Annotated in this window: 15 protein-coding genes and 2 tRNA genes; 12 read left to right on the forward strand and 5 right to left on the reverse strand. The window is 34.7% G+C overall.

Going from position 1 to position 20,550, the window contains the following annotated elements; all coding sequences use genetic code 11:
- Positions 1 to 513: 513 nt before the first annotated feature.
- From AB1410_08855 to AB1410_08910, 12 genes are all read left to right on the forward strand, one after another.
- Complete coding sequence (locus AB1410_08855) at positions 514 to 876, forward strand: DUF4070 domain-containing protein (GenBank protein ID MEW6456803.1); 363 nt, start codon at positions 514 to 516, stop codon at positions 874 to 876.
- Positions 877 to 1,163: 287 nt separating this feature from the next.
- Positions 1,164 to 3,518 (forward strand): ATP-binding protein, encoded by a 2,355-nt coding sequence (locus tag AB1410_08860; GenBank protein ID MEW6456804.1) that lies wholly within the window; start codon positions 1,164 to 1,166, stop codon positions 3,516 to 3,518.
- A complete protein-coding gene (locus AB1410_08865) occupies positions 3,515 to 4,198 on the forward strand; it encodes a response regulator transcription factor (protein ID MEW6456805.1) in 684 nt (227 codons plus the stop codon). Before AB1410_08860 ends, AB1410_08865 begins: the two co-directional genes overlap by 4 nt.
- Positions 4,199 to 4,546: 348 nt before the next feature.
- A complete protein-coding gene (locus AB1410_08870; protein ID MEW6456806.1) occupies positions 4,547 to 5,548 on the forward strand; it encodes a diacylglycerol kinase family protein in 1,002 nt (333 codons plus the stop codon).
- A 6-nt stretch (positions 5,549 to 5,554) separates the two neighbouring features.
- Positions 5,555 to 7,438 carry a DUF3419 family protein gene (locus AB1410_08875; protein ID MEW6456807.1) on the forward strand — a complete coding sequence of 628 codons (1,884 nt, stop codon included), beginning with the start codon at positions 5,555 to 5,557 and terminating at the stop codon, positions 7,436 to 7,438.
- The gene (locus tag AB1410_08880; GenBank protein MEW6456808.1) at positions 7,428 to 8,540 is read left to right on the forward strand and encodes a hypothetical protein; all 1,113 of its coding nucleotides are present in this window, start codon (positions 7,428 to 7,430) and stop codon (positions 8,538 to 8,540) included. Before AB1410_08875 ends, AB1410_08880 begins: the two co-directional genes overlap by 11 nt.
- Before the next feature lie 22 nt (positions 8,541 to 8,562).
- Positions 8,563 to 9,981: a hypothetical protein gene (locus AB1410_08885; GenBank protein MEW6456809.1), complete on the forward strand. Its 1,419-nt coding sequence runs from the start codon at positions 8,563 to 8,565 to the stop codon at positions 9,979 to 9,981.
- Positions 9,962 to 11,068: a class II aldolase/adducin family protein gene (locus AB1410_08890; protein MEW6456810.1), complete on the forward strand. Its 1,107-nt coding sequence runs from the start codon at positions 9,962 to 9,964 to the stop codon at positions 11,066 to 11,068. The genes AB1410_08885 and AB1410_08890 overlap by 20 nt, the downstream gene beginning before the upstream one ends.
- A 10-nt stretch (positions 11,069 to 11,078) precedes the next feature.
- A complete protein-coding gene (locus AB1410_08895; protein ID MEW6456811.1) occupies positions 11,079 to 12,185 on the forward strand; it encodes an ABC transporter permease in 1,107 nt (368 codons plus the stop codon).
- Positions 12,182 to 12,871: an ABC transporter ATP-binding protein gene (locus AB1410_08900; protein MEW6456812.1), complete on the forward strand. Its 690-nt coding sequence runs from the start codon at positions 12,182 to 12,184 to the stop codon at positions 12,869 to 12,871. The genes AB1410_08895 and AB1410_08900 overlap by 4 nt, the downstream gene beginning before the upstream one ends.
- Before the next feature lies 1 nt (position 12,872).
- A complete protein-coding gene (locus AB1410_08905; GenBank protein ID MEW6456813.1) occupies positions 12,873 to 13,973 on the forward strand; it encodes a BamA/TamA family outer membrane protein in 1,101 nt (366 codons plus the stop codon).
- Positions 13,974 to 14,054: 81 nt separating this feature from the next.
- On the forward strand, positions 14,055 to 15,608 hold the full coding sequence (locus AB1410_08910) for a CehA/McbA family metallohydrolase (GenBank protein MEW6456814.1): 1,554 nt from the start codon (positions 14,055 to 14,057) through the stop codon (positions 15,606 to 15,608).
- A gap of 8 nt (positions 15,609 to 15,616) precedes the next feature.
- On the opposite strand, the gene AB1410_08915 is transcribed toward AB1410_08910, so the two are convergent.
- The 5 genes from AB1410_08915 to AB1410_08935 form a co-directional block, all read right to left on the reverse strand.
- A tRNA-Lys gene (locus tag AB1410_08915) sits at positions 15,617 to 15,689 on the reverse strand.
- Positions 15,690 to 15,698: 9 nt separating this feature from the next.
- Positions 15,699 to 15,771: transfer RNA gene (locus AB1410_08920), tRNA-Arg, on the reverse strand.
- A 157-nt stretch (positions 15,772 to 15,928) separates the two neighbouring features.
- Entirely contained in the window at positions 15,929 to 16,711 is a 783-nt protein-coding gene (locus tag AB1410_08925) for a DUF5107 domain-containing protein (protein MEW6456815.1), read from the reverse strand.
- Between the two features lie 57 nt (positions 16,712 to 16,768).
- Entirely contained in the window at positions 16,769 to 19,354 is a 2,586-nt protein-coding gene (locus AB1410_08930) for an MEDS domain-containing protein (GenBank protein MEW6456816.1), read from the reverse strand.
- Between the two features lie 92 nt (positions 19,355 to 19,446).
- Positions 19,447 to 20,496, reverse strand: coding sequence for a GHMP kinase (locus tag AB1410_08935; protein MEW6456817.1), 1,050 nt, complete (start codon positions 20,494 to 20,496; stop codon positions 19,447 to 19,449).
- Positions 20,497 to 20,550: the final 54 nt, after the last annotated feature.

Consider the following 20,550-nt stretch of genomic DNA (forward strand, 5'->3'; position numbering starts at 1 on the left):
CCTGATGAAATTAAAAGATTATACGAAATAATTCAATTCAGTATATACAAGCCTGAAACTCATAAGTGTTAGTATTTATGCGGTTTTGTGGTAAAAAATATGCTCTAAAGTAGGAAACTCACGCTAGTACTTAGTTGCATAAGTTCTCACCCCGTCATTCCCCCAGGTCTTAAGCGGGAATCCATTGATTTTACTGGATTCCTGCTTTCGCAGGAATGACAACATAAGACGCTAATTTACGCAACTAAGTACTAGATATTTCAAGCCATGAATTTTTTCTCCTTTCTTCAACAAAACTTTTACCACTTTTTTACAACTTCATGACAACGCGGGATTAAAAAACTTATAATTTTAGTTTTGAACAAAAATGCATTAATAGGAGGCAATGGGAAAAGAAATCGTGAAAAAAAGAAATTTCCTTTGCCGAGAAGGATAACATGAAAATAAAGCTCATAGCCCCTGATGCAAAATGGGAAACGAGTATCACGAGTGCTGAAACCCACAAAGTCCAAAATGAGACACCGGCTTGATTGTGTCCAGTTGAGAGTGATCTGTCCATTTCCTGGAACTCGTCTTTACAACAGACTTTTGGAAGAAAACCGTCTGTTTGATCCTGAGTGGTGGCTTAAGGGATATCCCCCGGGCACTCTCCTCTTTCGTCCAAAAGGTATGACCCCTGAGCAGCTCCTGAACGGTCTTCATCGGATAACCAAAGAGCTCTATTCTTTCCATGGAATTGTGAATCGTTTCTTCGGTATAAGTCCTTGGAAGCGTTCTCTCAATAATTTCACTATTTTCTTAGGTGCTAATTTTGGCAACCGAAAGCGCTATTTCAAAGGTTTAACCACCCCTCAACCATTTCTTTCCAAGAACTGATTCCTCCTAATTTTCTCTTCTTAACAATCAGCAATTTTGATGGCGTTTTAGAAATATAAAATGTTAAAAAGCAAAGAATGATAATAAAATTATTGTATTCTGTTATTTTCGATGATTTACAAGTTATTGAAATGAAATATAGAGATGGGAAAGAAACAAAATAAGATATCTTGACTAAATTCTGAATTAGAAATAAAATTTTACCAAATAGAATGAATCCAAAAAAAATTTTTTATCTATTCTTGGCATCACTATTATTGATTTTATGCCTCATAAATATCTTTCACATGAAAAATAGAGCTGACCTTCCTTTTGAATACAGAAGCTATAATGGAAAAATAATAATATCCACTATAAGTTTATCTTCAAAAGAGGTCGGACTGAAAGAAAATGACGTTTTATTAAAAATTAATGAATTTCCCGTCAAAAAAATACCCCATATAGAATTTGCTTTAAATTACAAAAAACCAGGAGATTTAATTTCGTTAAAAATTTTAAGAAATCAGCAAGAAAAAGAATTCTATGTAGAATCTTCTCGTTACTACTCAAATCTATCCATCCTTGTTTTCTTCTCCGTAGGAATTGTTCTATGGATATTTGGCATTTTCATTTTTTTAATGAAACCTGAGGAAAAACCAGCAGAAATTATTTTCTTCAATCTTCTATGCTTCTCTTCAACTATTATGATCTCAGCTACCAACTTGGGTACAATACCTTTTCCCTGGGTTGATTTAATTTTGAGAGTTATCTTTCTAATCACATATTCATTAACCCCTGCTATTTTTTTACATTTTTCATTCATTTTCCCAAAAGAAAAAGCTTTTAAGAATAAATTACTTCTTTACATTCCAGGCATCCTTTTTGTCTTGAATTTTCAATTATTTTTTCTGCATGCATTTTTTAAAAAGTCCATATTCTATTTTTATAATTTTCATTACCCTTTTCCTTATTTCAGATTTTATGTAGTTCTCTTTACAATGATAGGAATATTTAATTTTATCAGGACATTCATAAAATCAACATCAGGAGAAGAAAAAGATAAAATAAGATGGATATTATGGGGAATAGTGTTTAGTGTTGCTCCATTTATTCTGTTGTGGATGATTCCTAAAGCAATCCTTGATTCTCCAATAATAAAGGAAGAAGTCGCAGAGTTTTTTTTCATATTGATACCTGTTTCCTTTCTCATCTCAATAGTTAAATACAAATTGTTCGATATTGAACTTATCATCAAAAAAAGTTTGATATATTCATCATTGACTTTTTCTGTAATAATCCTTTACTTTACATTGATAGAAATTATTCAGTACCTATTCAATTTGGAAGCTCTAAAAAAAATTAATTTGATAAGAATAATGGTAATTCTTATTATCGCAGCTCTGTTTAACCCGATAAGAGAGAAAATTCAGAATTTAATCGACAGGATGTTCTACAGAATACCTTTTGATTATAGAAAAATAGTAAGGGAGTTTACAGCGGAAATGCATAAATCATTATCAATGCAGGATTTAGTCTCGGTCCTACTGATGAAAATTAATAGAGCGTTATTTATAGAGGGCGCATCAGTATATATTTATGATTCTAACTCAAAAAAATACAGAAAAGTTAGAAGTATTGGAACTCATAAATCCTTTGAGGATAATTTTCATTTTGAATTTTCAGGTTCAAGGATACTGGCGATAAAAGGTAGAGCTGAAGAGATAGAAGAATTAGATTTTTCAAAAGAAAAGGAAATTGAAAAAGCTGGGTTTGAAATCTTAGCTCAGTTTCCTTTTACTCATAAAGAGCTTCGTGGAGTTATTGGATTAGGAAGGAAAAAATCTGAAAAGTTATATTCAAAAAAAGACCTTGAATTTATCCTCACTATCTCTGAAGAAGCCTCTATAGGAATAGAAAGATTAAAGCTTCAAGAAGAAGTGATTTTAGAAAGGCTCGAGAAAGAAAAGCTTGAGGAAATAAACAGGTTAAAAAGCGAATTTGTATCCACAGTCTCCCATGAACTTCGCTCTCCAATGACCTCAATAAGAGGATTCGCTGAAATGTTGCAAATAGGAAAGAAAATAGACAAAGAAAAAAGAGATGAATATCTTGATATCATTATAGAAGAAAGTGAAAGGCTGTCGAGATTAATAGAAAATATTCTCGACATAAGTAAAATAGAGGAAGGAGTAAAAAAATATTATTTTGACAAGCTTAATCTTAAAGATTTAATAGAACGAACTTTAAGTTCAATGGAGTTTCAATTTAAAAAGTCAGGGTTTAAAATAAATAAAAATATTTCAGAAAAAATTCCTCTTATAAATGGGGATTGTGATGCATTAACTCAGGTTTTAATAAATCTGTTAAATAACTCTATTAAATATTCTTCTGATAGAAAAGAAATAACGGTAAATTTAAAAGAGAATAAAGATTATCTCATCGTTGAGATTGAAGATAAAGGCATTGGAATTCCAGAAGATAAGCTTGATAAAATCTTTGATAAGTATTATAGAATTGAAGATGAAGAATTTAAAAAAGTTAAAGGTCTGGGATTGGGGTTATCAGTTGTAAGGCACATAATAGAAGCTCATAACGGAGATATAAAAGTAGAAAGTAAAGTTGGAATTGGAACAAAATTTTCTGTATATCTGCCAAAACAATGAAAAAAATATTAATTGTTGAAGATGATTTGAACCTTTTTAAAAACTTGAAGGTTCATTTAGAGAATGAATATTTTGATGTCATTCATGCAGAAGATGGAGAAAAATGTCTTGAACTCGTAAAAAGAGAAAAAGTTGATTTAATAATTTTAGATATAGTTCTACCAAAGATAAGTGGGTTTGATGTAATGAAGAAAATAAGAGAATCTGGGATTGCCACATCGGTTCTTATGCTAAGCGGAAAGAGAAAAAATGAGATGGATAAAGTTTTAGGCCTTGAGATAGGAGCAGATGATTATGTTACAAAACCATTCAGCACAAGAGAATTGGTCGCAAGAGTTAAAGCTATTTTAAGAAGGAAAATACCAAAAAAAATTGAACTGGACGAATACAGCTTCAGAAATATTCATCTTGATTTTAAAAAACAAGAAGCTTATAAAGCAGGAAAGAAAATTAAATTATCTCCGAAAGAATTTAAAATTTTGAAATTTTTTGTTTCTCATGAAGGAGAAGTCGCGACAAGAGATATGTTGTTGAATGAAGTATGGGGATATGAAGTATTTCCCACAACAAGAACGGTTGATAATTTCATTCTTTCCTTAAGAAAAAAGATTGAAGATAATCCCTCTAAACCAAAACACATTTTAACCATCCATGGCTCTGGATATAAATTTATAAAATAACACAATAATTTTTTAATTTCCTTCATCCATTCATAAATTTCTAGTGTGCTGTAACATAAATTTTTTTACAAACATTAGATTTCTCAGAAAGCACACTGAAGGGGTATGGGGAAGGTCACTTCCCCATGTCTGGGGGGTGCTCAGCGAAGCGTCTAAGGAGGGCTTGCCCCCATAGGGAAAGTGTCGTGTCACATCAAAATAACAAAAGATATTTAAGTGACACGACACTAAATCAATTTTTTAGCTTATTTTTTATGACAATATTTTTACAATATATCAACAATTTCATGACAATTTTCTGTATCAGAAGAATTAAATTTTATATGAAATGATTGAATGGATACTAAAATGATGGAACAAAAATTAAAAAAAATGCCTGATTTAAAATTTCAGGAAAGGGGAATGTCTTTTAAGAAGACGCATGTGATTATAAACCCTGCTTCAGCTGGAGGAAAAACTAGAATCAGGCAAACCCAAATCATTAATGAGCTTGATAAACATTTCGGAAATAGATATTCCATCTTTATTACTCAAAGACCCTTAGATGCTACCTTTTCAGTTCGAAGAGCAATCATTGAAGGAAGTGAGCTAATCATTGCAATTGGCGGAGATGGAACTATTCAGGAAACTGTAAATGGGTTTTTCTTCGATGGATATCTAATAAATCCTGCTTGTCAACTTGGCATCATCAACAGTGGAACTGGACACGGTTTTGCTCAGAGTTTGGGCTTGCCGTCAGAGATCAAAAAGCAACTTGAAGTTATTTGTAGAGGAGAAAGTCGTTTTATTGATGTTGGAAGAGTTGTTTTCTCTAACAAAGATGGAATAGCAATTGAGCGTTTTTTTATAAATGAATGTCAAGCAGGAATAGGAGGAGAAGTAGTCAAATGCGTCCAATCAAAGCACAAAAAATTTGGCGGACTCATTGTTTTTGGTTTAACTGCATTCTCAAAGGTTTTTAGTTATCCTGGCCATCTGATTGCAGCAACTATAGATAATAGTTTTCATACGATGCAGAAACTTATCGGAATCGCTATTGCTAATGGTAAATTCACTGGAGGTGGCATGAATTTGGCTCCTCAAGCTAAGGCCGATGATGGATTGCTCGATATCCTTTTGATTCATGAGCAACCAATCCTTCAGCGTCTATGGAATTTCCCAAAGATATATTCTGGACAACACATCCTTTCATCGAAGTTCAGTTATTTTCAAGGAAAAAGTATAACTCTCAATGCTTCTGAAAGGGTATTTGTTGAAGCAGATGGTGAACTGCTTGGTTTCCTACCCTGTACTGTTGAAGTAATTCCCTCTGCATTAAAGGTCAGGGTTTATTCTCAAGAGAAAGGATGAGAGAAAATGCAAAAATTTTTTCTGAAAATTCTGAAATTTGAATTTGAGGCTCGTATTTTTATCTCATTTATCATAGTAATTTTTGTTTCCGCTCTTTCTTTTTCAATGTTTTATCACTCTCCATCTAACGCTATCATAATTGGTAAAATAATTGGGTCTTCTGCTGAAACATCTATGGCCGCTGGTTATTTAGTTGTGGCGTTCTTCATGTTATTGGCATCAATTCTCAGATCATGGTCGGGAAGTATATTAACTTCCCAGAGAATGATGTCATTCCGCGTCCAAGTTGACAAACTGATGACAGCAGGTCCTTATCTCCTCGTTCGAAACCCTATTTACCTTGCAGACCTTATAGCATTCTGCGGCTTTGCACTCTGCCTTACACCTATCGGTATTTTTCTACCAGTTCTTCTTTTACTCCATTATACTCAACTTATAAAGTATGAAGAGGTATCTCTAATAGAACAATTTGGGAAAAAGTATTTGGATTACAAAACACGTATCCCCCGATTGATACCGAATTATAAAAGTGCTTGTAACTTGATTTCTGCGTTTAAAGAGTTTGAGATAAATCGAGATGGGTTAAGACACAATGCTCTCTATCTGCTTTTCATCCCTGGATTTATTTTAGCGGCTTTCACTCAAGAAATTCTCTTTGCTGTTATTGTTGGAATTCCTGCTGTATTCGATTGGGCCATAATTCACACAAAAATCGGATTATCCAAGAAACCTAAGAAAGGGGATTCTGGAAAAAAGTATATCTTTAATGCTGATCAGGAGAACAATAAGATATTTAAAGAGATAATTTATGCCCAATGCTGGGAAGATCCTCAAATAGACCGTGAAGCATTTAAAATCACCTCTGACGATGTAGTTTTTTCAATTACTTCAGGTGGATGCAATACTTTAACTTTTTTACTTGACAATCCACGCAAAGTCATTGCTCTTGATATTAACCCCCATCAGAATTTTTTACTGGATTTAAAGATTGCAGCGTTTAAGAATCTTTCATACGAAGAATTGCTCGAATTTACAGGACTGAGAGAATCTAAACGTCGTCTTCTATTATACAAGCAAATTCGTTCCTCTCTCCAAGTGGACAGTATCAGATATTGGGATAATCAATTGAAGAAAATAAAACAGGGTATCATTCACTGCGGTCGTTATGAAGGCTATATGCGATTGCTGAAAACAATAATAGTTACTCCAATCATGAAGAGACAGTTAATTGAGAAATTTTTTGAAACTGAAGATTCAGCAGCAAGAGCAAAGCTTTTCCATCAGAGATGGGAAAATATCTGGTGGTGGCTACTCACCAGAATCATGCTCAGCCGCACAGTAATGACTCTGTTTTTTGATAGAGCATTCTTTGTTTACCTCGATGAAAAATTTTCATTCGGAAAGCATTTTGCAAAGAAAGTTGAGCGAGCGCTCACCCAATTGCCCATGAAGGAAAATTACTTTCTCTCCTATATTTTGCTCAGAAGATTTTACAGCGAAGAACATCTTCCAGTTTATCTGAGACAGACTAATTATGACATCATCCGCAGCCGAGTAGATCGAATCGAAATAGTTACGGATAGCTGCGAGCATTTTTTTACTACATTGTCTGATTCTTGTATTTCAAAATTTAACTTCTCAAACATTTTTGAGTGGATTTCAACCAAAGCCTATGAAAACTTACTTAAAGAGACGATTCGAGTAGCAAAGGATAGAGCTGTTATAACTTATCGAAATTTGCTTGTGTTCCGTGAACATCCTGTTTCTCTTGACGAGAAAATCCATTCTCTAAAACCTTTAGTAAAATTTCTTCATGAGCAAGACCTTTCATTCATTTATAACAACTACGTTGTTGAAGAAATTCATAAAGGAGAAGCAAATGACATATAAAGTTATGCCCGTATCCAATTCTCGACAGATGAAGGATTTTCTCATGCTGCCGTTTGTCATTTATCGTCATGATCCTAACTGGGTTCCTCCAATTACTTCAGAAGTGAGACGCATTATTAACGAAAAGATCAATCCATACTTCAACAACGCACAAATAAAATTTTTTGTCTGTTATAAAAATAATACTGCTGTTTCTCGCACTGCCATCATTATTAACAGGCTCCACCATGAAAAATTTGGAGTTAATGCAGTTTTCTTTGGCTTCTTTGAATCTATAAATGATCCCGATGCTGTTCGCTACCTATTTGATGAAGCAGAAAGCTATTGTAAGAGTCAAGGGAGTGCGTTGCTCGAAGGGCCATTTAACCCAAATCACTACTCAGAGTTAGGGCTGCAAGTAAATAAATTTGGGACTCCACCAACTTTTTTCCAACCATACAATCCTGAATATTATACAGACTTACTTGAAGCAACAGGTTTTCATGTTTCATCCCGATTTCACTCCTGGAAGAATGAGAACATCAGGGAATATATTCTCGATCATTATGGAATCCAAACAGCTCTTGAGGTAGATGGCTACACTGTCCGCTCTTTTTCAATGAAAAACATCAGAGCAGAACTTGAAATCATCCGTGAGGTAAACAACAATGCCTTCTCATCTAACTGGCATTTTCTGCCTTTGTCCAGGGAAGAGTATCTATTTTCTTCAAAATTTCTGAGTTTGATAACCTATCCAGAGCTAATCAAGATTGTGGAGCATAATGGTTCTCCTGCAGGAGTGCTTATCTGTGTTCTGGATATTAATCCATTGCTTAAAAAAATGAATGGAAAGGTAGGACCTATTAAATACATCAGGTTTTTGTATGAGAGAAGGAAAATCAGAAAGCTTATCATTTATTCTGTGGGTATTAAAAAGGAATATCAGCATACGCCTGTTTTCCAGCTAATTTTCAATGCATTCTGTCAGATTATTCTGAATTATAATGTCTTAGAAACAACCTGGTTATCGGAAGAAAATATTCCTGCAGTAAAAGCAACTGATCGTCTTGGGTTAAAACCTGATAAACAGTTTGTTATCTATGAAAAATATCTGGACGGATAAATAATTTTAAAAGGAGAAAGGAATGACAAAAGTTTTTAATCCTCAAGATTGGGGGCTCCAAATGAGCCCCAGGGGTGAGCTAATGGTTGGGGATTATAATACTGTTACCCTTGCCAAAGAATATGGCACTCCTCTCCATGTAGTAAATGAACACCGCTTGGAAGAAACTGCAAAGAAGTTTCGGGAAAGTGCCAGTTCCATGTACCCGGGGAAAACATCAGTCCATTATGCATTCAAGTGTAATTCTGTACCAGTAGTTATACAAACGATTCGTCGCGCCGGACTAAAAGCTGAAGTTATGAGCGAATTTGAATTGAATTTGGCTTTCCACATAGGTTATGAAGGGGAGGAGATTGTTGTTAATGGACCATGCAAAACTGATTCCTTTCTGCGCCAATGTCTTAATAGGCGTGTCCGCTTCATCATTATCGATTCCCTCGACGAACTTCAAGCACTAAATCAAATATGTATATCAGAAGAAAAAAACGCAAACATCTTGCTTAGAATCAATCCTGATTACATTCCTAAAGGTATGAATCAAGGCTCCGCAACAGGAAGCCGAAAAGGCTGTGCTTTCGGGCTCGATCTTAAAGGCGGAGAGGTCACTACTTGCTTAAATTTATTAAAAGAAATGAAACGAATTCATTTTCATGGATTCCACTTTCATATTGGTACTGGGATAAGAGACCCAAGAGAGTATTCAAAAGCACTTAAATGTCTAAGTTTACTTCTTGATTGTGCTTATTCTTCAGGGCTGATGGTCAAAATTTTGGATATTGGCGGAGGATTTGCCTCAATGACAACGCGAGAACTAACAAACCGTGAGCTTCTGGTTTATCAAGGATTAGAGCGCTTACCCTCTGGTGTTGATAAAAGCAATAATGCTACCTTCGAAGATTTTGCAAGAGAAATATCTAATGCTATCTTAAAATATTTTCCCCCAGACAAATTGCCAGAAATCTTGTATGAACCAGGAAGATGTATTGCAAGTCCTAACCAGTTTTTACTACTCACTGTTCACCGAGTAAAAGAACGTCCTAAAATTCGAAAGTGGCTCATCACTGATGGTGGTTTAGGAACGGTAACCATGCCTACTTTCTATGAATATCATGAGGTCTTTTTATGCAACGATGTTACACGACCTCGAATAGAAAAGGTAACTATTGCAGGTCCAGTCTGCTTTGCTTCTGATGTTGTATATCGAAATAAACTTATGCCTCAGGTTCATCCTGGAGAAGTTATCGCAATCATGGATAGCGGAGCCTATTTCACAGCCCTGGAATCATCCTTTGGTTTTGCTCATCCAGCAATTATCTCCATCAACCTCTCTACTCACCGCTTGATTAGGAGGGCAGAAACATTTGAGGATATGGTTTGTAGGGATATATTTAATAATTCAATTAATGGAAGGGAGGAAAAAAATGAAATTTGCAATCATTAAAAATGGCATAAATCCACTTCGAGATAAAATCGCTGAGGAGATTATACAAAAGTGTCTTCAGCATGGCCATGAAATTTCTACTTCGGAGAATGGTATTCAGTTTGTTCTGAACCTGACCCAAATAGAATCTCCGCAATTTTTTCGTAGACATTCCCAATCAATTCTTGTCTTTTCGATTGTTGCAACTGAAAGCGAAGGTAAGGATTTACGCTCCGTCTGTTATACAACTCTCGTCCGGACCCTCTCCAACATTTTAATATGTGTTACACCCAATAAAAATTCTCTTTCTTCTGAAGGAAACAGTCCATGCGAAATTTATTTCACCACACCAGAGGCAGGATTCTATCATTTTCCTTTCGATCCAGAAGAAGTTTATCGTTGCATTATTCCAATTGCAGGAGCGCACTTTGCAATGGGGAACCAGTTCTTCACAGACTTACCCCCTCGCTACTGGAAAACTTCTCCAATTGTTGAAAAAATCAAAGAATACGGAAAAGAGCTTGATAGTCTCGGTGTGCTTCCCGCACCATTTCCCCTCAGAGAAGTTCTATCGGAAGAAAACATTCAACATGTTTACAATCTCTTTGAATTAAAAGGTATAAGCTATGGAAATCTCAGCGCCCGTGAACATATTCCAGAACTTGGCAAGGCGACTTTCTGGATGACCGCCCGAGGAATAAATAAAGCTAAAATTTCAAAAATAGGCAAAGATGTGTTGTTAGTAAAAGGCTTTGATTATGAGCAGGGCAAAGCATTGGTAAGCGTTCCACCTGACTTCGACCCAAAAGCAAGGGTATCAGTTGATGCTGTTGAGCATGAGCTCATCTATCGAACATTTCCTGAAGTTGGCGCAATTGTCCATGTGCATGCATGGATGGATGGAGTTCTCTGTACCCGACAGAATTATCCATGTGGAACACAGGAGCTTGCCGAAGAAGTTGTGAACCTGCTTCGCAAAACGGACAATCCATTGCAGACCGCTGTTGGTCTTAAAAATCACGGATTGACCATAACAGGGCCAAGCCTTGAAGAAATCTTTAAACGGATTCGTGGAAAGCTTCTCACTGAAGTTCTAATGTTTAAATAAAGGAGCTTCTATGGAAGTATATGCTATTAGAACCCTGAGAAATCAGCCATTGCGACTTGCACTCACAATCGGTGGTGTTGCCCTCTGTGTAGTGCTTATGTTTTTTCTTTTGTCTGTCTATAAGGGAGTTGCTGATGGCTCAGTAGAATATATAAAGCAGAATAAAACTGACTTATGGGTCCTTCAGCGCAACGCAACTAATATCCTTCGTGGCTCATCTATACTTTCAACTTTCCAAGGAGAGAGAATCCGACAGATTTCGGGTGTTAAATCTGTTTCTCCGGTTCTTCTCCTTTTATCCACAATCAAGAAAGATGATAAGGTTCGAACAGTATTTTTGACTGGATTTGAGCCAGAGGAAGGCATTGGAGGTCCACCTAATCTTGTTGCTGGCCATACTGTTCTCAGAGATGATGAGATTGTTCTTGATAAATCATTTGCCGCAAAATTTAAGTTTAAAGTGGGTGATCGAGTTGAAATACAGAATAATTCATTAAAAGTAGTTGGTATCAGCGGAGGAACTAATGCCTTTGTTATCCAGTATGCTTTTGTAACGCTTCGCTTTGCTCAGAGACTTATTGGATTTCCAGGTATTGTGAGCTGCTACTTAGTTAAGGTTAAAGATAGAAGCACTCTTGCAGAAATTGCCGAGAAGATTCGCAAAGAATTACCTGAGGTTGAAGTTTATTACCATGAGATATTTTTGGAGAATAACATTAATGAGATGGAATCAGGTTTTCTCCCTCTCCTTTACACAGTGGCTGCAATTGGGGCTGTAGTCCTGACCGTCATTTTGAGTCTGCTTCTCTCTGTCAACATTCTTGAAAGAAGAAAAGATTTTGCTGTATTAAAAACACTTGGTTCGCCAAAAGGATTTCTATGGCGGCTGATAATCGATCAGGCTTTACTAATATCATTTGCGGCAAGTATCGTTGCTCTTATTGTCTTTTTTCCATTGGTTTATGTGATCGAAAAAATTTCCCCAGAGGTTAGCACGAAGTCTTCGGTTGAGCAAATTATAGTTGTTGTAATTGTTGCTGTAGTGATGAGTCTTATAAGCTCATTAATATCAATTCAAAAGTTAAGGCATATTTATCTGCTGGAGGCATTCAAATGAAAGGATTAGAAAAGACATCGTGTGTTGTTCAATTAGTTAATGTCACGAAAATATTTGGTAGTAATGAACACAAGACCGTAGCAGTGCATCAGATTTCCCTTCGTGCTTCCTCAGGCGAATTGTTGTTATTCTTAGGCCCCAGTGGAAGTGGAAAGACAACTTTATTGACATTAATTGCAGGACTGCTAAAACCAACTTCTGGCATTATATCGCTCTTCGGCAGGAATATTGAATCATGCTCCCCCAGAGAATTACAAAAACTTCGAGCTTTAAGAATTGGCTTTATCTTTCAAACTTTTCTGCTGATCGATTCCCTAACAGCCCTGGAAAATGTAGAAGTAGTTCTTCGTTTTACCGGTAGGCCAAAGAGAGAAGCTCATTGGCAAGCAATGCAACTTCTACAGCAATTTCATGTAGAACATCTTGCCTGGAAATTTCCTCCTTCATTAAGTCAGGGAGAAAAGCAGCGAGTTGCAATAGCTCGCGCGGTTGCAAATGGTGCTGACCTTATCCTTGCTGATGAACCAACTGGCAGCCTGGAATCAAAACAAGGTTTTGAAATCATCCGGCTTATCCATGCATATGCGAAAGAGCAAAACAAGTGCGTAATCGTCGCAAGTCACGACCTTCGAATTGTCGAGTTTGCCGACAGGATAATCCGGTTAGAAGATGGGAAACAAAAATAAAATGGAAATTAATAAGAAATATTTTCTTATTTTTTTAATTATCTTATTTTCTCATTCAATTTCATTTTTGTTGCCTCAAGAAATATTGAAAAATACAAAAAAAATCACATGGAGCGCTTTTCCGATTTTAATGTATGATTCTGATATTGGGTTTGGGTATGGAGGGAAAGGGATAATAAAAAATATCTTCAAAAAAGACGAATCCTTTGATTTAATTTTGTTTAACTCGACTAAAGGTGAACATTGGTATGTTTTTACTTTCTCAATTCCTGATTTTGAAATCAGACAGAGAAAAGCCTACCCTCTCTCATTTGACCTGAAGATCGAATATGACAGAATCTTAAAGGACAATTTTTTTGGGTTGGGAATCGATTCAAAAAAAGCAGACCATATAATTTTTACAAAAGAATGGACAACTGTTCAATTCACTTTAGGAAGAGGTTTTACAGAGAACTTTTTTGCTGAGATAAGCTACAATTTAAAAAATATAAGCTATCTTAACATTGAAAAAGATAACAGGGGATTGACAGATATTTTGAAAGAAGTTGGCTCTCGATCTTCTCCATTTATCTCCTTTAATATACGATACGATACATCTGATAGCCAGATTCATCCACTTGAAGGATTAAGACTTGCTCTCATTTTTGACCTATCCAATAAATCATTTGGAAACAAGAATTTTAGCTTTAATAAAATTACTTTAGATTTTAGAAAATATACATCAATTTTTAAGAGAAAAGGTGTGTTTGCTTTTCGGTTATTATTCCAAACAATCAACGGCTCAAAGATCCCTATTTTTGAATATGGAACTCTTGGTGGCGGCTCAACTATGAGAGGCTTTATTTTAAATAGATTTGCTGATAAGAAAAGAATTCTTTCGAATATAGAATACAGATTTCCGATATGGAAAAAAATCGGAGGAAACATTTTGTTGGATGCAGGGAATTTAAGTCCAAATTTAAGAGAAATTAACTGGAACAAATGGAAATACAATTTAGGTGCAGGCTTGAGATATTATCTTCAAAATTTTGTTGTAAGGTTTGATATGGGGTTAAGTCCGGAAGGCACCAGGATATATTTCAACTTTGGACATTTATTTTAAGATGGGAATATTTTCTTAATTTATTAATTCAGTTATCATTATTTTTTTATATTTGGAAGCGGGTAAAATAAGGAGCTTGAAGTGAAGAAAGTTTCATTTTTACTCTTTTTGTTTTTTATAATTACTGTAACGGTTAATAGTTATAAAGAAGAAAAACCTGACTGGAGCTATGGAAAGCCCGATAAAATTTTTGATTCTCCTTGGAGAATCCCTCCCAATCAAGATAAAATGCCAGTCCTTTGCCTTTTAAGAAGAGGTGGAAAATTTATCTATCTCCTTCCAAGAACATCTGATTCAATCCATTCAATAAAAATATTTCAATACTTTCCTGAAACTAAAGCTTTGAAACAGATTGAATTTTTTGATGAGAAAGGTAATTTATATGAGGAATATTCAGGGAATCATACGGGAGAATGGTACAAAATATTTTACGTTGATAGAAAATTGTTTAAAAGAAGGGAAGGAAAAGAGATTTTTCTTAAAGTTATGTATGACGGAGAATTTGCTAACTCTCCTAAGGATGAAAGAGATTTAGATTTTGTTTCAACATATTTATCGGATAAGCCATTGCCAAAGCTTCCAGGATGGCTTGTAGGAGACCTTCACCTTCATTCAGAAGTTACTTCAAATTCAAGCGAATATGGTCCTCCCCTTGAAATATTTAAACATTCAAACGAGTGGTTTGAACTGGATTATGTAATCTTAACTGACCATAGCTATGACATAAGTAAAAAAGAGTGGTTAAAATTAAAAAAATTCAGCAAAGAAAATAGTTCAGATAAGCTTTCGATAATAATTGGGCAGGAAGTTCATGCAAAAGATGACGATAGCATTTTCCCCTCAATTTCTCAATGTCACTCTATGCATCTCCTGACATATGGAGTTGAAAAAAGAATTAAGACAGGTTCCCTTTTACTCAATTCGTACAATCCAACTAAAAGTGATAATGAGGTAATTGAAGAAATATTAAAAAAAGGAGGATTTTTATATATAGCCCATCCTGAAGCAGAAAAGGAAGGAAACTGGAATCATAAAGCCAACAGGATAAAAGCTCATTATTTTGGCAATCCTATTATCGGTATCGAGGTTCTTAATGAAGGTGATTTTAGATTGTTGCAGAATATAAAAGCAATGGAATTATACAAGGATTTTCTTCTGAAGGGATACAAATTTAAAGTTATTGGAAATAGCGATTCACACTCGTTAAGAGTCGGGATGGGAAGGACATATGTAAAAGCAAGCGTAAATAACAAAATGGAGATTTTAAAGGCTTTAAGAGAGGGTAAAACTGTTGCTTCAGATGGACCATTTGGCTATCTTGAAGTTATTAATAAGACAGGGAAAAAAGCTGAATTAGGAGAAGCTATCGAAGGAGAAAGCTTTGAAGTGGAAATTTTCTGGGATTCAAACCCTCAGCATCAATATACAGATATAAAAGAAATAAAATTATTTCTTGGAAAAGTAGGATCTGAAGAAGAAAAAGAATCGATTCTTGATAATTTAGACAAGCAAAGGGGGTATCAAAGGTTAAAATTAGAAAAATTACCAAAAGGCTCTTATTATGTAAGGGTTGAATTTTTTACCTTTGATGAAAAAAGGGCTGTTACAAGTCCTATTTTTGTTGAATCTAATTAAAAAAAGAATGACCCGTGGAGGACTCGAACCTCCAACCCGCTGATTAAGAGTCAGCTGCTCTACCACTTGAGCTAACGGGCCAACCTCATGCACGCCCGGAGGGATTCGAACCCCCAACCAGCGGATTCGAAGTCCGACGCTCTATCCATTGAGCTACGGGCGCACATTAATATTTTCAATGGTTTTGATAATTTTGTCAACTTTCCAAAGGCTTTATCCTTTCCAATCATTAAACCTAAAGTACATTCAAGCCCTTCTATAAGGCAAAAGAGGTCTTTTCTGAAGCGAGAAAACTGGTTTTTCCATGGAAAGTCACAAGCTCAGTGCTCTATTTCTCCAACCCAGATAGTCTTACTGCCATCAGAATTTTCTTTCAATGTATAGTCAACTGCCATGAAGGTTGTGGCTCTGTGATGGTGGGGAAAATTCCACTCAACACCACCAGAAATCCAGGCACCAAGCATTCCTATAAGGGCAGGTTTAATCACATGCTGATGATAGAAGAAGTCATAATTGTTCGTTTTATCTATAGCAGAAAAAATTCTCCCACCTATTTCAGGAAGAACACAGAGCTTTACATATTTATTTTCCAGATAGATTGCATTGTAAGTTTTATTCTTACGGACATCAGTCAGCTTATCCAATAATGGATAAGGGTAAACAGGACCCTTGGCTCCCTGGTAAGCTCTTCCAGAGTAGAACATTGGATTTAGGTCAGGGCTTTTAACTATGTATGTAGGAATTGTAAGAGGTTCTACCCATAGCTTAACAGGCAATTCTCCTGATACTAAAGTTATGGGTAATAATATCAATACTATGATTTTCCATAATTTTATCCATCTAAATTGCTCTTTTTGAGAGTAAGATTCTTTGTCCTCTACATCATATTCACTTATTCTTTCCTCACTGATAAAATTATAAAGACCAATTACAGCGAGAATAAATGATATGAAAAACCATAAACCTAAAAAGAGTTTTACCTCTAAAGGCCCTTTTAAAAAAGTATCTTTGAAAGCAACCCAGGCTACTGCAATCATTCCAATACCTACTATAAATTGAAGTAATGAAGGTATTCTTCCAGGCTTTACCCCTCTGGATATCATCTAATCCTCTTTATAATAATTTTAAAGTCCTATACTTCTAATAATTTAATTTTTATTTTATTTAAGGACTTCTCTTAATAATTCTCCTAATTGATTAATCTGATAAGGCTTTTGAATAAATCCATGGGCTCCTTCATCCAGAATTTCCTGCGCATATCCATCTTTACTGTAACCGGATGATATTATAACTTTAACATCAGGATTTATCTTTTTAAGTTCAAGATATGTTTCTTTTCCAGATAATTTCGGCATAATGATATCGAGCAATACAAGATCAATCTTGTCCTTCTCATTTTTGTATATATTGATCGCTTCCATCCCATCCTTTGCAAGTATTACATCATATCCTAAAACCTTCAATATATCACTCGCAAGATCTCTGATTAACTCTTCATCATCAACCACGAGTATTCTCCCACTCCCACTTGAAATTGTTTCTTGTTTTTCTTCATTAAAGATTTTAATTTTTTCAGGAGAATTTAACAGGGCAGGAAAGTAAATTTTTACCGTAGTTCCCTTTCCCTCTTCACTTGCCACATCTATATATCCATCATGATTTTTTACAATTCCATAGACCATTGAAAGGCCCAATCCTGTACCATTTTCTTTTGTAGTAAAAAAAGGTTCAAATATCCGGGAAAGAATATCTCTATCCATACCAATTCCTGTATCTGAAATTGATATCATTACATAATTTCCATGCTTTGAACCAACATGAGTTTTTGTAAATGCTTCATCAAGGTAAACATTTTCAGTTGCAATCAATAATTTACCTCCTTCAGGCATCGCTTCTCTCGCATTCATACAAACATTTAAAATTGATTGTTGAATTTGCCCGCTGGTTCCCTCTATTGAGGCTAAATTTTTATCGAGATTGGTTTTGATTTCGATGGTTTTTTCAAAGGTTCTTAACAATATTTTTGTAACGTCAGAGATAATATCATTAACATTTATATTTTTTATCTCGTATTTTCCCTTCCTTGCAAACCCGAGAATTTGTTGTGTAAGTTCAGAAGCTCTTTCTGATGTTTTTTCTATTCTATCCAGTCGAGAATAAACAGGATGAGCTTTATCTACGTCCATTTTCGCAAGTTCTAAATTTCCTAAAATTACTTGAAGGATGTTGTTAAAATCATGGGCAATTCCACCAGCCAATGTTCCAAGGGCTTCCATCTTTCTTGCCTGGAAGAGATCTTCCTGAAGAATTTTGACTTCTTCTTCTGCCTTCTTTCTATGGGTTATATCTCTATAGATTGCAATTCCACCCCTGAATTTGTTTTCTATTAAAACAGGAGAAGCAGTAAAATGAACAAAAACTGGCTCTCCATCTTTCCGATACCTTAAAGTTTCTACCTCTATTGTCTTAGAATGCTTTAATACTTCATTTGAAAATTTCTTTGCTTCTTCAATTCTATCCCCTCCTACAATCAAATCAAGCCTCTTTTCCTTTACTTCCTCTTCTTTCCATCCAAAAATTTTTTCAGCACCTTTGCTCCATCTTTTAATAATATTATTTTCATCAACGATTACTATCCCATCCACTGAGCTATTTATGAATGCATTGAGCAAAACTTGAGATTCTAATAGTTCTGAATAAAGCTTCTGAAAATTTTCATAGCTTTTTTCTTTTTCTCTTTCAGATTTAATCTTTTCTGCAATGTCTGAAACTATTGCCAATCTGTATATTCTATCCTTTATCTTTATCTTGATATTTTTTACGTTTACATTTCTATACATTATGCTGCTATCCTTCTTTTGATGTCTGATGCCGAAGGTTGAAACAAAACCTTCCTGTGTTTTAATTTTCTGGATTATTTCCCTTACCATCTTAATATCTTCTGGAGGTATGATATCAAGAACACTCCTATTAAGAAGTTCCTCTTTTTCCCACCCATATTTTTTTAATGCCATATCATTTACATCAATAATTCTGTAAGTTTCAGGGTCGAATATAAAAATTGAATCAGGAATTCCCTGGAAGAGAGTATAATAATGAGATTCTATCTCATCTTTTTCTTTAATCCTATTGAGCATTCTTTGATAAGTTTCTAAAGATATTTTTGATTCAAACCTTATAAATTCCTCTGGAGGAATGTAGAAGAAATTTTCATAAGTATTTTCTCCAAGTATGAGGAGAGGGTGAGTATAGAGGATTTTAGCTAAAATATTCGGGGAAAACCTGGATTCATTGTATTGACAGATGGCTGAAACAGGATATTGAAGAAAATAAAAATTAAGTTTTGACTCATATTCAATTATCTTTTCTAAATCTTCTAATTCTGCTAAAACCCATGCCATTTCTACTACGATTCTTAAACCTGAATAATTCTCCTCCGATGCCTTTTTTACACTTTCTAAAAGAAATGGAATTATCTTCTCTGGATCAAAAAAACCATCCTTTAAATAAGTTTCTTTTTTTGTATAGAATATCAACTGTCCTTTTTCTATGGAGCTATTTATGTTTGTTCCTTTCTTTTTGAATGAATCTATGATGTCTTGAACGCTATTTTCATCAGCGATATATATACATTTTTCATTTCTTTCGAGACCTTCTTTTATAAAAGGAATTATTACAGACATCTGCTCTTTTTTATTCTTGTAAATGAAACATACATGAGAGCCTGATTTAATTTTTTGACTCATTCTTATTTATATATAATAAATTTTATATATAATAAATTTAAATTTTTACCTCTAAATTTCCTTTCATATCTATCATATTTAAAATTCTCATTTCAAGAAAAATCAAAAACTTCCCAGATGGTTAATCCTTCAGGGCTCAGGAGCACAGGAATCTGATTAAATTCAGGGGATAATTTCTCAATTTCTTGAATCATTTCTCTTTTTTTTAACCTATCAAAATCTGACAATATCGTCAATGAACCTCCATCGCCTCCAGCTCCGTTCACTTTCCATCCCAGAGCTTTATATTCCTTTGCAATTTCAATTACGCTTTCTGCCTTTTTTGAAATTAAATCAGAGTGGAGCTCTCTCTGGACTTCTGTGTTTTCTATCATTACTTTACCAAATGAAACAAAATCACCCTTACATAAGAAATCTCTTCCTCTATCTACAAATCTTCTCAGTTTTTCCATCAAGGGGTTATCCGGACCAAGATCTTTTAGATTTTCAATCACTTTTTTATGCATTTCAGAGGATTTATGGGCTTCTCCAAGGAATATAAGAGAAAGCCGATTTTCCAGTTCTAATCTTATTGAATCAGATAAAGTGAGATTTGAAACATTAGCATGAGGGTATTTATACATGTCTATATAACATATCCCTCCAAGTGCCGAACAAATCTGATCCTGAATCCCACTTTGAAGTTTGAGTTTTTCTGTCTCAAGATAATGGGCTAAATAAGCAACTTTATAGGGAGATAATTTTTTCTCTGTTAAATAATTTAGAGCTCCTAAAAGGGAAACTGAAACAGCTGCAGAAGTTCCTGTTGAAGAACCTGCAGGAACGCTTGAAAAAATATTTATTTCAAGGAATAAATAATCTGGAATTTTTACTATATCAAATGCAGCTTCGAGCATCGGATTTTTTGAATAAGTAATCTCATCAGGATTTAACAAAAAAGTCTCATGAAAATTTTCTTGATGTATAATAACCCTTTCTTTAGTTTTTTGCTCGTTTAGAAAGACTTTTATCTGAACTTCAACTCCTGGAGATACAGCAATGTTCAGTACTTTTCCGTGTTCTGCAAACCATGTATCAGTCCACCCTCCTATATCATTTATCCTTATCGGTGCTCTTGAATTTATAATTTTTATCAATTTCATTCTATATGAAACATAATACGAACGCCCTAATATTTGTTACATCTTACTCGTTTT

The sequence above is a fragment of the Acidobacteriota bacterium genome, assembly GCA_040756905.1.
Taxonomy (GTDB): Bacteria; Acidobacteriota; Aminicenantia; order JBFLYD01; family JBFLYD01; genus JBFLYD01.

Coding starts and splice junctions, on each gene's coding strand:
- AB1410_08855 (MEW6456803.1), top strand. CDS start 514: ATGAGACACCGGCTTGATTGTGTCCAGTTGAGAGTGATCTGTCCATTT.
- AB1410_08860 (MEW6456804.1), top strand. CDS start 1,164: ATGAAAAATAGAGCTGACCTTCCTTTTGAATACAGAAGCTATAATGGA.
- AB1410_08865 (MEW6456805.1), top strand. CDS start 3,515: ATGAAAAAAATATTAATTGTTGAAGATGATTTGAACCTTTTTAAAAAC.
- AB1410_08870 (MEW6456806.1), top strand. CDS start 4,547: ATGATGGAACAAAAATTAAAAAAAATGCCTGATTTAAAATTTCAGGAA.
- AB1410_08875 (MEW6456807.1), top strand. CDS start 5,555: ATGCAAAAATTTTTTCTGAAAATTCTGAAATTTGAATTTGAGGCTCGT.
- AB1410_08880 (MEW6456808.1), top strand. CDS start 7,428: ATGACATATAAAGTTATGCCCGTATCCAATTCTCGACAGATGAAGGAT.
- AB1410_08885 (MEW6456809.1), top strand. CDS start 8,563: ATGACAAAAGTTTTTAATCCTCAAGATTGGGGGCTCCAAATGAGCCCC.
- AB1410_08890 (MEW6456810.1), top strand. CDS start 9,962: ATGAAATTTGCAATCATTAAAAATGGCATAAATCCACTTCGAGATAAA.
- AB1410_08895 (MEW6456811.1), top strand. CDS start 11,079: ATGGAAGTATATGCTATTAGAACCCTGAGAAATCAGCCATTGCGACTT.
- AB1410_08900 (MEW6456812.1), top strand. CDS start 12,182: ATGAAAGGATTAGAAAAGACATCGTGTGTTGTTCAATTAGTTAATGTC.
- AB1410_08905 (MEW6456813.1), top strand. CDS start 12,873: ATGGAAATTAATAAGAAATATTTTCTTATTTTTTTAATTATCTTATTT.
- AB1410_08925 (MEW6456815.1), bottom strand. CDS start 16,711: ATGATATCCAGAGGGGTAAAGCCTGGAAGAATACCTTCATTACTTCAA.
- AB1410_08930 (MEW6456816.1), bottom strand. CDS start 19,354: ATGAGTCAAAAAATTAAATCAGGCTCTCATGTATGTTTCATTTACAAG.
- AB1410_08935 (MEW6456817.1), bottom strand. CDS start 20,496: ATGAAATTGATAAAAATTATAAATTCAAGAGCACCGATAAGGATAAAT.